This window comes from Metabacillus schmidteae (genome assembly GCF_903166545.1).
GTDB classification, from domain to species: Bacteria; Bacillota; Bacilli; order Bacillales; family Bacillaceae; genus Metabacillus; species Metabacillus schmidteae.
The window spans coordinates 3,590,770-3,603,907 of sequence record NZ_CAESCH010000001.1 but is presented as its reverse complement, the minus strand read 5'-3'; the positions used below and the strand labels follow the sequence as shown (position 1 = coordinate 3,603,907).

Annotated in this window: 13 protein-coding genes and 1 pseudogene; 12 read left to right on the top strand and 2 right to left on the bottom strand. The window is 36.8% G+C overall.

The window, feature by feature from the left end; genetic code table 11:
• The first annotated feature begins 65 nt into the window (after window positions 1–65).
• The 8 genes from bioW (at window position 66) to HWV59_RS17460 (ending at window position 9,551) form a co-directional block, all read left to right on the top strand.
• Entirely contained in the window at window positions 66–851 is a 786-nt protein-coding gene (bioW, locus tag HWV59_RS17495) for a 6-carboxyhexanoate--CoA ligase (RefSeq protein ID WP_175639651.1), read from the top strand.
• On the top strand, window positions 832–2,172 hold the full coding sequence (bioA, locus tag HWV59_RS17490; RefSeq protein ID WP_175639650.1) for an adenosylmethionine--8-amino-7-oxononanoate transaminase: 1,341 nt from the start codon (window positions 832–834) through the stop codon (window positions 2,170–2,172). The genes bioW and bioA overlap by 20 nt, the downstream gene beginning before the upstream one ends.
• Complete coding sequence (gene bioF / locus HWV59_RS17485) at window positions 2,166–3,305, top strand: 8-amino-7-oxononanoate synthase (protein ID WP_235991770.1); 1,140 nt, start codon at window positions 2,166–2,168, stop codon at window positions 3,303–3,305. The genes bioA and bioF overlap by 7 nt, the downstream gene beginning before the upstream one ends.
• Window positions 3,302–4,009 (top strand): dethiobiotin synthase, encoded by a 708-nt coding sequence (bioD, locus tag HWV59_RS17480; protein ID WP_175639649.1) that lies wholly within the window; start codon window positions 3,302–3,304, stop codon window positions 4,007–4,009. The genes bioF and bioD overlap by 4 nt, the downstream gene beginning before the upstream one ends.
• 49 nt (window positions 4,010–4,058) lie before the next feature.
• Window positions 4,059–5,276, top strand: a complete 1,218-nt coding sequence (locus tag HWV59_RS17475) for a cytochrome P450 (RefSeq protein ID WP_175639648.1) — start codon at window positions 4,059–4,061, stop codon at window positions 5,274–5,276.
• 332 nt (window positions 5,277–5,608) lie between these two features.
• The gene (locus HWV59_RS17470) at window positions 5,609–7,204 is read left to right on the top strand and encodes a spore germination protein (RefSeq protein WP_175639647.1); all 1,596 of its coding nucleotides are present in this window, start codon (window positions 5,609–5,611) and stop codon (window positions 7,202–7,204) included.
• A complete protein-coding gene (locus HWV59_RS17465; RefSeq protein ID WP_175639646.1) occupies window positions 7,201–8,421 on the top strand; it encodes a Ger(x)C family spore germination protein in 1,221 nt (406 codons plus the stop codon). Before HWV59_RS17470 ends, HWV59_RS17465 begins: the two co-directional genes overlap by 4 nt.
• A gap of 29 nt (window positions 8,422–8,450) precedes the next feature.
• Window positions 8,451–9,551: a GerAB/ArcD/ProY family transporter gene (locus tag HWV59_RS17460; RefSeq protein WP_175639645.1), complete on the top strand. Its 1,101-nt coding sequence runs from the start codon at window positions 8,451–8,453 to the stop codon at window positions 9,549–9,551.
• Here HWV59_RS17460 and HWV59_RS17455 read toward each other — a convergent pair.
• Both HWV59_RS17455 and HWV59_RS17450 read right to left on the bottom strand, forming a co-directional pair.
• A complete protein-coding gene (locus HWV59_RS17455) occupies window positions 9,548–9,775 on the bottom strand; it encodes a hypothetical protein (RefSeq protein WP_175639644.1) in 228 nt (75 codons plus the stop codon). The genes HWV59_RS17460 and HWV59_RS17455 overlap by 4 nt on opposite strands.
• A 218-nt stretch (window positions 9,776–9,993) precedes the next feature.
• On the bottom strand, window positions 9,994–10,890 hold the full coding sequence (locus HWV59_RS17450) for a LysR family transcriptional regulator (protein ID WP_175639643.1): 897 nt from the start codon (window positions 10,888–10,890) through the stop codon (window positions 9,994–9,996).
• Between the two features lie 118 nt (window positions 10,891–11,008).
• Here HWV59_RS17450 and HWV59_RS17445 point away from each other — a divergent pair, with 118 nt between their 5' ends.
• The 4 genes and pseudogenes from HWV59_RS17445 to HWV59_RS27560 all read left to right on the top strand — a co-directional run.
• Window positions 11,009–11,197, top strand: coding sequence for a hypothetical protein (locus tag HWV59_RS17445; protein ID WP_175637772.1), 189 nt, complete (start codon window positions 11,009–11,011; stop codon window positions 11,195–11,197).
• A gap of 320 nt (window positions 11,198–11,517) precedes the next feature.
• Window positions 11,518–12,093 (top strand): DapH/DapD/GlmU-related protein, encoded by a 576-nt coding sequence (locus HWV59_RS17440; protein ID WP_175639642.1) that lies wholly within the window; start codon window positions 11,518–11,520, stop codon window positions 12,091–12,093.
• Window positions 12,094–12,188: 95 nt separating this feature from the next.
• On the top strand, window positions 12,189–12,758 hold the full coding sequence (locus HWV59_RS17435) for a cyclophilin-like fold protein (RefSeq protein WP_217708473.1): 570 nt from the start codon (window positions 12,189–12,191) through the stop codon (window positions 12,756–12,758).
• A gap of 58 nt (window positions 12,759–12,816) precedes the next feature.
• A pseudogene (locus HWV59_RS27560) lies at window positions 12,817–12,948 on the top strand (alcohol dehydrogenase); the annotation flags it as partial.
• Window positions 12,949–13,138 lie beyond the last annotated feature (190 nt).

Genomic DNA, 13,138 nt, shown 5'->3' with positions numbered 1-13,138 from the left:
GGTTAACATATTGGTTTTTCTGCTGGACCAAGCTGTTGAACAAATGAAAGAAAGAGGATGAAAAGATGCAAGAGAATAATTTTTATAGTGTCAGAATGAGAGCATCAAAGGGAGGTTCGCATGGATATGGGGGAAAGCATATATCTGGCGGTGAGTTGCTTTCAACTAACAGTGATCTTCAACAAGCAGTGAATGTTTTATTGAAAAAGGGGCTTACCCATTCAAGAGGAAAACCCGATTATATGCAAATACAGTTTGAACTATTAAATGAGCAGATAAAACGACTAAAGCCGTTAAACGTTAAGACAAATATAGTGGAGACAGTAGAAAATGGAAGAGAACTAGCTTGTTTCCTTTTGGAAAAGGCTGGCGTCCCGAAAAGGATCATCGACAAAGCATTAGGGCAGCTAACAAATTGTTTTGGCTTCAGAGGGGCAATGTTGATCGATATTTATTCAGGTAAGCGAATTGATGAGAGAAATGCTAAAGGTGTACGTGTTTCAAGAATGGATTGGCTTGATAACAACTTTAAAAAATGGGCTACCCATTATCAATTTCCGCAGAATTCCAGATTAAAAGAGGCACTGGTACTTGCATCAAAGGTAAGTGAACACCATGCTACTGTCGCTGAATTGTGCTGGTCAGATGATCCTGATTATATAACAGGATATGTTGCAAGTAAAAATATAGGATATCAACGAATCACAAAGTTAAAAGAATACGGTGATGAACAGGGCTGTCGAATATTCTTTGTTAATAAGTTAGAAGATGTAAACTCCTACATAAATTATTTAGAAAAACAGCCGGTTTTTATTGAATGGGAGGAAGAGAATGACACAGAAATTGATTGAAAAAAGTAAAAAATATCTATGGCTGCCTTTCACTCAGATGAAGGATTATGATGAACATCCATTGATTATCGAAAGTGGTAATGGAATAAAAGTAAAAGACATTTATGGCAAGGAATATTATGATGGCTTCTCTTCAGTTTGGCTTAATGTACATGGTCATCGTAAGAAAGAATTAGATGAAGCGATTAAGAAACAGCTTGGAAAAATTGCACATTCCACATTGTTAGGTATGACAAATGTTCCTGCAACAGAACTTGCCGAAAAGCTAATTGGACTAACTTCAGAGAAATTGACACGAGTTTTTTATTCAGATAGTGGTGCAGAAGCGATGGAAATAGCGCTGAAAATGGCTTTTCAATATTGGAAAAACATAGGGAAGCCAGAGAAGAAAAAGTTTATCTCGATGCAAAATGGATATCATGGCGATACGATTGGTGCTGTAAGTGTAGGTTCAATCTCACTTTTCCATGATGTATATGGTGCTTTAATGTTTGAAAGTTTTAAGGCCCCTATTCCTTACGTATATCGCTCTGAAAGCGGCAATCCTTCACAGTGCCGAGATGAATGCTTACATACACTTGAACAGCTGCTGATTGAAAAGCACCAAGAAATAGCCGCGCTTTCCATTGAATCAATGGTACAGGGAGCCGCCGGGATGATCATCATGCCAAAAGGTTTTTTAGCCGGTGTTCGTAAACTTTGTACAAAATATGATGTCCTGATGATAGTGGATGAAGTTGCAACAGGCTTTGGTCGCACAGGGAAAATGTTTGCCTGTGAACATGAACAAGTACATCCGGATTTAATGGCAGCTGGAAAGGGAATTACAGGTGGGTATTTACCAATTGCGGTGACATTTACAACAGAGAAAATTTACAATGCATTCTATGATGACTATAAAAAGCTAAAAACCTTTTTTCATGGCCATTCCTATACGGGAAATCAGCTTGGCTGTGCAGTAGCACTAGAAAATTTACGTTTGTTTGAAGCGGAAAAGATCGTTGAACAGGTATTCAAAAAATCAAAGGATCTCCATATTCTCCTTAAAGGGCTGGATTCACACCCTCATGTTGGAGAAATCAGGCAGCTGGGTTTTATGTGTGGAATAGAACTTGTTCAATCTAAAGTAACAAAAAAACCTTTTCCTGCAGAAAAACGCATGGGATATCACGTTTCATTAAAAATGAGAGAGCTTGGCATGCTCACGAGACCACTAGGTGATGTGATCGTATTTATGCCACCGCTTGCTAGTTCAAACAGTGAACTTAAAGCAATGGTCACGATTATGAAACATGCAATAAATGAGGTAACCACATGCTAAACGATGATAGGTGGTTAAATAAGCGTTTAGACAGAATGAAAGAGGCTGGATTAACTCGGCATATACGAACAATAAATAATCAAAGTGTCTTTTCTTCAAATGATTATTTAGGATTGGCAAAAGATAGACGGTTGATTTCGGCAGCAAAAAGGACACTTGATGACTGGGGAGTTGGAAGCAGTGGATCAAGACTAACAACAGGTAATTCTGAGTGGCATGAAAAACTTGAACATCGTATTGCAGGCTTCAAGCAAACGGAAGCAGCTCTTTTATTTTCAAGTGGTTATTTAGCTAATATCGGTGTTCTGTCATCACTGCCAGAAAAAGGGGACATCCTTTTAAGCGACGAATTAAATCATGCCAGTATTATTGATGGCTGCCGCCTATCAAAAGCTGACACCGTTATCTATAAACATGTTGATCTGGATAATCTAGAAACAAAGTTGAAAGAAACAGCATCTTACAAACGTCGATTTATTGTAACAGATGGAGTATTCAGTATGGACGGTAATATTGCACCTTTGGATAAAATTATGGTACTTGCAAAAAGCTATCATGCCTGTGTGATTGTTGACGATGCTCATGGTACAGGGGTTTTAGGAGAAAACGGCAGGGGGACAAGCGATTATTTCGGGGTAATGCCTGATGTGGTCATTGGAACATTAAGCAAAGCAATTGGATCAGAAGGAGGTTTTGTCGCTGGTTCTAAAACTTTAATTGACTTTCTTGTCAATCACGCGCGAACGTTTATTTTTCAAACCGCGATACCTCCTGCTAATTGTGCGGCTTCTTATACTGCCTTGGGAATCATTGAGCAAAGCAAAGAAAAGCGCCTACAGCTGAGATCACATTTCTTTCAAATCAAGAAAGAACTTAAAGAAATGGGCTTTTCAGTAAAGGGAGCTGATACACCAATTATCCCAGTTATTATTGGCGATACACAAAAAACTGCGATATTTGCAGAAAAGCTACAGGAAAAAGGAATATTTGCACCTGCTATCCGTCCACCCACTGTAGCAATTGGAGAAAGTCGTATTCGATTAACAGTCACAACAGAACATTGCACGAATGAAATTAATTATTTGCTGGAGACATTTAATTTAGTAGGAAAAGAGTTGAATATGATTAAATGAAGGGTTTCTTTGTTACAGGAACAGATACAGGAGTTGGAAAAACCGTTATAGCATGTGGACTAGCTGTTGCATTTATTGAAAATGGGATGGATGTTGGCGTATTTAAACCATTATTAAGCGGGATCTCCCGTTCACATCCGCAAAGTGATACAAGTTTACTGTTGCAAATGTCACAATCCTCTTTATCTCATAAGGAGATTACTCCATTTGAATTTGCTCAGCCGCTTGCCCCTTCTGTTGCAGGGAGGCTTGAAGGAAATGCTGTAGGGCTTGAAGAGGTGGTAAATCATTGGGAAGGAATAAAAGGAAAACACGAATATTTCATCGTAGAAGGTGCTGGCGGTATTGCAGTTCCGCTAGGTGATCGTTTTTTAGTTAGTCATTTAATAAAGGCCTTACAGCTGCCAATTGTGATAGTAGCACGACCGAATCTTGGGACGATCAATCATACGTTTCTTACAGTTCAATATGCAAAAAGCATGGGTATTGAGGTTGCTGGAATTGTAATTAATGGCCTTAGCGATCAACCAGATCTTGCAGAAAAGACAAACCCGAATGTGATAGCAGATGTATGCAATGTGCCTATTCTAGGCATCACACCAAAATTAAAAGAGATAACAAAGGAAGGCATACTAAGAATGGTACTGGATAACATAGACATGTCATTACTTAGCAATTGGTTAAGACTGAAGCAACAGAGGTGAAATTTGATAGATACATAGAAAAAAAGTGGAGAGGGGACAGATAGAAGACATGTTAAATCAAAAGCAAGCGGAAGGAACTGCCATTCCATTTTCCTTTACTTCTACAGAATTTTTAAGCAAACCCTATCCATTTTACGATAAGCTGCGTTCCGTGCATCCAATATGCTGGGGGAGTTTATTAAAAAATCCGGGCTGGTATGTAACCGGATATGATGAGGTACTTATGATTCTTAAGGATTCCAGATTTAAAAATCGGATCCCCCTGCCTCAATCTACAAAAAAATATGAGGAGTTGAAAAACATACAAAATGATATGGTGCTTTTTAAGAATCAACCTGACCATATGCGGTTAAGAAGGTTGATTAGCAATGGGTTTACATCTAACGCTGTGGAGTATTTTCGCCCTTATATAAGAGAAGCGGTTCTTGATTTACTTGATTGCATTAAAAAAAGGAATAGAGTGGACCTTGTTTCAGAGTATGCTTTTCCATTAGCAAGCCTCATTATCGCCAACATACTCGGAGTACCAGCAGAAGAACGAAAACAATTTAAAGAACTAGCTGCAAGCTTAATTCAAACAGTTGATTTTACCCGTTCAAGAGAAGGGTTAAGAACTGGAAATGATTCAATGATCAAGGCATCAGCCTATTTTAATAAGCTTATAGAAATGCGAGTGCTTAATCCAAAAGATGACCTAATCACCCTATTAAGTAAGGAGGTAACAGATGGGGGCAAATTAACAAGAGAGGAACTACTTTCAACATGTATTTTACTTGTCATTGCCGGCCATGAGACTACAGTAAACCTTATTAGTAATTCCATCCTCACCTTATTACAACATCCTGAACAACTAATAAAGTTAAAGGAAGAACCCGAGCTTATCAACGTGGCTGTTGAGGAGTTTTTGCGTTATGAGAGCCCAACCCAGATGACTGCACGAATAGCATCCGATGATATTGAACTTGAGCAAACAACGATTAAGAAAGGGGAGCATGTCTATCTATTCCTAGGTGCTGCTAATCGTGATCCGAATAAATTCAATCATCCGCATTTGCTTGATATAACGCGCAACCCAAATCCTCATCTTGCTTTTGGCTATGGCCCGCACTTTTGTCTAGGTGCTTCATTAGCACGTATTGAAGCACAAGTTGCCATTCAGGAACTTTTGCAACAACTGCCTAACTTCCGACTAGCTACTGATGATTGGCAATGGAGAAAATTAATTGGATTTAGGTCATTGAAAGAACTGTATATTGTCTTTGATTAATTAATATTATGCGGTCGCACATATGAAATCATATCATAGTTTATTTGACAAAAAACCAGCTAATAATTGGTCATTAATAGCTGGTTTTATATTCAACAAATCGACTTTATCTAACAATTCTAGGGCCTAATCTCAATGGATTATTATCAGGATTTAGGTCCAATTTGAGTTGTTTAAACAAATTCTTAAAACTGTTAGATTTCACTTTTTGTCCAAATTCTTTGCTTTTGAACTTTTACCTTTAACTATTCAAGGAAAAAGATGCATGAATGATATAAAAATGGAAACTCTAAAAACTAAATACTGTAGCTGAAAAATTTGGAGTGTAATGAATGAATACATGGGGCCGTATATTCAAGAAGAAAACACAAAATGTATTTAATGATGAAACGGATTCTTCCTCGATTGAATACGATCTCAGTCCTTCATTAGAGGATAATATAGGAAAAGTTAGAGAAGCAATGGGTTATAGTGATGATTTAATTGTACGGGAATTTGAAATGGGAAAACCACTTATCCATAAGGTTGCAACAATTTATTTAAATGGATTAACGGATAAAGATCTAATGGGAAATTTAGTTATTGAAAAGCTTTTGGCTGACACGAATGTTGTTGAAAATAAAGAAGGGGATTGGACCCCAGATCTGATAGGTGCTTATGTAAAAGATCATCTTTTGTCAGTAACACATGTTGAAGACGCAATAGATTTAAAAAAGCTTTTATCTTTACTATTAACTGGTCAAACAATCGTGCTTATTGATGGATGTAATCAGGCTTTTGCCTGTGCTTCGCAAGGTGGAGAACTTAGATCAATACAAGAGCCAACGACAGAAAATTCAGTTCGAGGACCTAAAGAGAGTTTTACAGAGTCGATAATTACAAATACCTCGTTGATTCGCCGTCGAATAAAAAGTCCCAATGTTTGGCTTGAAACAAGGAAACTTGGAAATATCACACAAACAGATATAGGTGTTATGTATATAAACGGGATTGCAAATGAAAAACTTATTAATGAAGTAAGGGAACGGTTAGAAAAGATCGATGTAGATGAAATTCAAGGTTCAAATACCATTGAGGAATGGATTGCTGATGATTTCTTAACACCATGGCCAACCATCATGACAACTGAACGGCCTGATGTTGTTTCTGGTAATTTGTTAGAGGGACGGATCGCTATTTTTGTAGATGGAACACCTATACCTTTAATAGTTCCAGCTACATGGAATCAATTTTTTCAAACGGCTGAAGATTATTACTTACGATGGAATATTAGTGTTTTTTTGCGGTTCATTCGGATTATTTCTTTTCTAATAACGCTTTTAGGACCATCCCTTTTTATTGCATTTATTTCTTTTCATCCGGAGCTAATTCCAACACCTTTACTTATTAATCTTGCTGCGCAGCGTCAGGCCATTCCATTTCCGGTCATTATTGAGGCATTATTAATGGAATTTACATTTGAGGTATTGAGAGAAGCAGGGATCCGGATGCCTCGACCTGTTGGACAGGCGGTATCAATTGTAGGTGCATTAGTATTAGGGGAAGCAGCTGTTTCTGCTGGAATTGTTTCCAGTGCAATGGTGATTGTAGTAGCGGCAACAGCCATTGCAAGTTTTACAATTCCTCATTATTCAATGACAGATGCTGTTCGTTTGCTGCGTTTTATTATGATGCTTTTGGCCAGTACGTTTGGACTTTACGGTATTGGTCTAGGAGTCATTTTATTGGTTAGTCATACAGTAAGCATACGATCATTCGGTATACCATATTTAGCTCCCTTTGCTCCCTTTATTGTTGCGGACCAAAAAGATGCGATTTTGCGGCTACCAAAACCATTTATGAAAAAACGTCCCCGTCTTATTAGTCAGAAGAAATCAAATAGATTAAATACAAAAAAAGATGGACCATTTGGAGAAGGAACTGAATGATTATGAAAACTTTATTCCTACAGAAGTCATATAAGATATTTCTTTGTATTTTATCTATTCTCTTCATATCAGGATGTTGGGACAGTAATGAATTACAAGATTTTAGTATTATATCAGGCATAGGGATTGATAAGGGAGGAGATGATCCTGAAAACCGATTTCGATTAACGGTTCAAATTATTAATCCTAGTATCGTCTCAGGTGGACAACAAGGTGGTAATGTACAATCTTCACCAGTTACCACTTATTCAGAAACTGGCAGTACATTAAAGGAAGCGTTAAGGAAAATTTCAAATGAGGCACCAGCAGAACTTTTTTTTCCGCATATTCAAATCATGCTAATAGGCGAGGAACTGGCCAAAGAGGGAATTGATGAGCTATTTGATGTGATTGAACGTGATCCGAAATTCCGGGTACTCTTTCCAGTTTTAATTGTAAAAGGTCATACAGCGGAAGATGCTTTAAAAATCTCAACTTCATTAAGACCTATACCTTCAGCAAAAATTGAAGGGAGCTTACAATCTTCTAAAGAAATATGGGGAGAGTATCCAAGTACTCGTGCTGATCAGGCGATTATGAAATTAGGAGAAGGAAGTGCAGCCATTACAGGGATCGAGATTAATGGAAATGTAGAAAAGGGGAATCAAACAGCAAATATGCAGGAAATTTCCCAGAGTACGAAGTTAGAAATAAAAGGACTTGCGATTATCAGAGAAGGTAAACTGGAAAAATGGTTGGAAGGAAACCCTGCCCGTGGTGTGGTGTGGGTCAATAATGAAATGGAAGAGACAGTGATGAACCTAGATTGCCCTGATAAAAAAGATGCTGTTGCAATTGATATTGGACGTGCAGAAACTATTATAAAGGCTAAAGTCAAAAAAAATAAACCAGTAATGACTATTAAAATAAATGCAGAAGGGGCTGTGTCGGAAACGCATTGTTCATTGGAGCTTGATAAGGATGAAACTATTAAAGAGTTAGAAAAGCAGTTGAGAAATGAAATTAAAGAAGAGGTTCAATTGGCAATAAAAACTCTACAAGAGGAAAAAAGTGATGTCTTCGGATTTGGGGAATATGTCAACATTGAGAAAAAAAACTATTGGAAAAAAATAAAAGATAAATGGGAAGAAGAAATATTTCCGCAATCAATAGTTAACGTAGAAGTTAATGCAACAATCCGACGGACTGGAATGAAAGTCAAATCGTATATAAAATAAGACAATTGATGAGAAAGGAATTGCTGGAGATGGAAAAAGCCAAGGTTAGCGGAATTCAATTATTTGCCATGATGTTTATGTTTAATCTAGGGACAGCAGTGGTCGTAAGTTATGGTATAGTTGCAAAAAAAGATGCTTGGCTTGCCATCCTTTTAGGAATGTCTTTAGGAGTCGGCTTATTTTTTATTTACTATCGGTTATTTTGTTACTATCCGAAGCTACCTATTACTGGCTATGCAAGGGAAATACTAGGAAAATATTTAGGGTGGATAATCGGTTTATTTTATGTTCTCTATTTTTTGCAAATTGCAACTCGACAGGTTCGTGACTTTAGTGAATTGCTTGTTTCATCCACTATGACTGAAACACCGCTCTTAACAATTCAAATCTCATTCGTCCTCGTCATTTGTTATGTTCTCTACCAGGGAATTGAAGTGTTAGCAAGAACAGCGGAGGTTTTTATTATCATATTGTTTTTGTTAGGAGTTGCCGGGAATTTTTTTATCCTTGTTTCTGGAAATTTTGAGTTGCATAATTTGAGGCCCTTTCTAGAGAATGGGTGGAAGCCGATCTTATCAACTGCTGTTTTAGAATCAGCTCATTTTCCATTTGGGGAAATGGTTGTTTTTACCATGCTACTTCCTTATCTAAATAAGTCTGGTTCAGTAAAAAAAGTTTGGATGTCTGCCTTATTGTTAAGTGGACTTGTATTAAGCTGGACAGCTAGTTTAAATATCGCGGTTCTAGGCGTTGATGTCATGGAACGAACCACCTTTCCTACACTAGCGACAATCGGAAAGGTCAATCTGCTGGAATTTATTCAAAGACTCGATGCAATTGTTGTGTTTACGATGTTAATTACTGTATTCTTCAAAGGATCGCTTTTTATATATGGAGCTGTCATTGGAATAGTCGACTTATTTAAGTTGAAAAATCATCAGCAGATTTTGTTACCGGTCGGAGGAATTATTATCTTTTCGGCTATGACAGTAGCGACTAACTTTTCCGGATATATGGCAGAAGGGAAAGAGGGGTTACGACCGCTTGTTTTTCCAGTTTTTTTGTATTTCCCAGTACTATTGTTAATTGTATCAATGATTCGTAATCATTTAAAACAAAAAAAGAATTAAGCTTTTTGTTGATTTTTATTTTTCAGATACTGGTAGATTTGATTGCCAATAATAATGAAGACTAGAAATGTTAACATGACATATTCCCCGGCTCCAATAATATTAAATGTTTTTTGTAGAGTAGTTAATGCTTCGAACAGTGTATCACCACCAATAAGGTCAATGGTAACATTTGTCAATGTTGTTAAGAACAAAATGAAGAATGCTACAAAAAAAACTCTCAAGTTTATTCCTCCTTTTTTAACTTGTATTGATAGTATTTGTTTTAATGTTATCTTTATCCACTTAAGGGATAGCCCCCCTCTTGGTTACTTGGAAGGAAGAATATAAAGAATTTTTAAATTGTGTTATAAATGAGCAATCGCCTGAGTTATTCCAAAAAAATAACATAATGGGAGGATTTGAAACGGATTTAATTATAGCTAAAATTGAAATTTTACGATTAGGAATTTTGATTATACTTTTCAATATTATATCTAATTTGATCTAAAAATTTACTTGCTGCATTTGAGAACACTTGATGTTTTTTCCAAATAATATTTAATCCTGCTTGTAATTTAGGGTTCAGAGGTTTAAAGCAAAGTTTGCTATCTCCTGATGTGTTAATAAGTTTATCTAAACACAAGGCATATCCAAGATTTTTTTCTACCATTCGTGCAGCGTTATAAAGTAAGTTATACGTTCCAGTAATATTTAAATCTTTAACATTCTGTCCAAACCATCCGGATAGCTCGTTATCGACAGTTGTTTGACGAGAGATTATTAAAGGCTTATCTAGTAAATCCGCTGGTTGTATCGATGGTTTATTTGCCAATGAACTATCTTTACGCATTAATACTCCCCAAACATCTTTAGCTGGTAATTGTATATATTCGTATTTTTGCTTATCTGTTGGTTCGATGACGATACCAAAGTCTAACAATCCACTGTCTAACTTATCCATAATATCGTCTGCATTTCCGCTGTATAAATGAAATTGAATTGCTGGATGATCCTTCAGTAAGTCCTTTAAGGTTTCGGCAATAAAATGCATTGCTTCTGTTTCACCGCCACCGATGTATATTTCTCCGCTGATAATTTCTTCAAGTTGGTTAAAATTAGCTTCTGTTTTATCGACTAATCCCACAATTTCTTTCGCTTTTATTAGTAAGAATACCCCTTCTTCTGTTAAGGTAATTTTTCGATTCCCTCTGATGAATAAAGAGGTGCCTAATTCGGCTTCCAAGTCACTTAATTGTCTCGATAATGTGGGTTGTGATATATGTAAATATTTTGCTGCTGCAGAAATACTTTGTTGATTTGCGACAGCAATAAAGTAACGTAATATTCGAATTTCCATAACGAAACCTCCTATGCCTTTTGTGTATATTGAGCTATTTAATATAGGTATTTGTTATTTGAATTCTATCAATTTAAGATGTTCTTGAAAAGATAAAACAAATAGTGGGAGGTTTAAAATGAACAAAAAATTATTAGCAACATCTAGAATAACTGCTCTGGTCTTAATTGCCTTTGATGCTTCCTATAATGGAGAAAGTGGTTGGGAACCATGTAATATCGCCTTTCCAGAAGCAATTGTAGAAGATTTCAGTACGGCAGTAGACTTTTTAGGAACGCATGATTTGATGGTTTTTATGCAACGGTAAAAAAGTAACGTAATAATCTAACTTCCATAACAAACCTACTATGCCTTTTATGTTACCGTCTGGAGATGCATCTGAACCAAATATTCCACAAGGTCTCGATTCATAAGGTGGAAAAGTTTTAGAATAAATCTTGATGGCTCGATTCCAAGTGAAAACCCATTCCTGATTCTTATGAATATAGTTATGGACACCGAAATTCCCAAATAATTACTTGGTCGTCTGCCGGTACACGATAATACTTCCTCGTACAGTAAATATAGGGAATGATATGGAAGCAAAACAATATCTTAAGGAGTCATATATCGATAAGGAGAATGTCAATGGAAATTCGTGAATTTTTAGCACACTTGAACCGTGGTGAGACGGTTGAGGGGGGATCAGAAATACATCAAATGATGCATACAATATCACAGGAAGCCCTGAAAATGATTGCACAGATCAACGGAAGCTATCATCCCCCGGAAGAAATTCGTAAATTATTTTCTGACTTAATAGGCAGTCCAGTGGATGAGACATTTGCTTTGTTTCCCCCTTTTTATACAGACTGTGGTAAAAATATCAAAATGGGAAAGAATGTCTTTATCAATTCAGGATGTCGTTTTCAAGATCAGGGTGGCATTACAATTGGCGATGGGGCGCTCATCGGACACAATGTTGTTTTGGCTACCCTTAATCACGACATTAATCCCAACAAACGCAGTACGATGCATCCTGCGCCCATAGTGATAGGTAATAATGTATGGATTGGAGCAAACGCGACAGTTGTTCCTGGTGTGACCATTGGTGATGGTGCTATAGTCGCCGCTGGTGCTGTTGTCACCAAGGATGTACCGCCTAACGTTATTGTTGGCGGTGTACCTGCAAAAATTCTTAAAAAAATCGAAAACAGTACGTAGTAATCCTGCTGTTTTCGTGTTATCTGCAGATTACGAGGTGATTTGTATTGAATTAAAAGTACTTAATTAATTTTATAAAGAAAGGAATATCTGTAATGAAAAAAGTGCTTTTAATACTATGTATGTTTATTATCAGCTTTGGTCTGACTGCTTGTTCTACTACTGAAACAAATGAAAGAGAAGATATGAATGTAGAGGAAATGCCCAGTAGTGAAACTAACCAAGAAAGTGAAGAGACGAATGTAGAAGAAGGGCCAAGCAGTGAAACTATCCAAGGAAGGGATGAGGATGAAATGTCACCCCCACTAACTAGTGAGCTAAACATTACAATAGGCGACGAAGTATTCTTAGCAAGGCTTTATGATAACCAAACAACACATGCACTCATTGAAAAACTCCCCTTAAGCATAGATATGGAGGATCTTCATAGAAATGAAAAGTTCTATTACTTTTCAGATAAACTCCCGACAGAATCTGAGATACCCGGAAATATTAATGCGGGAGATATTATGCTTTATGGGGACAATTGCTTGGTATTATTCTATGAAAGCATCTCAAGTTCTTTTAGCTACACTCGTCTCGGTTATATCGAGGACGTGGAAAGATTTGCTCAAGCAGTCGGTGACGGTGATATACGCGTTAGTTTTGATTTAGTTGAAGATTGATATGTGGTTTTTGTATGAAGCTCAAACTGAGTATATTTCTCGATATTAAAAAATGTAGGATTTCTGTGCAGAACATAATATTGTTTCCTACAATTGAAGTGATTTCGGCCAATCAAATTGACGAAGCATACGAACGAGTATTAGCTTCAGATGTGAATTATCAATTGTTATTGATATTAGCACGATGTGAGTTGTGTAAAACATGAAGGATGTCGTGAAAGCCTAGCTTTAGGACATCCTTTCTTATTTCTCCTTTTTAGAATAGGGAAAAAGAGAAAACACAAATAGATTCTTACCCAAGGAGTTAGGGTTTCTGCATTCCTTTGCCTTTTTTCGGAACAAGAACATAGGGTTTAACTATTGATAGGTTCTCGTAATAA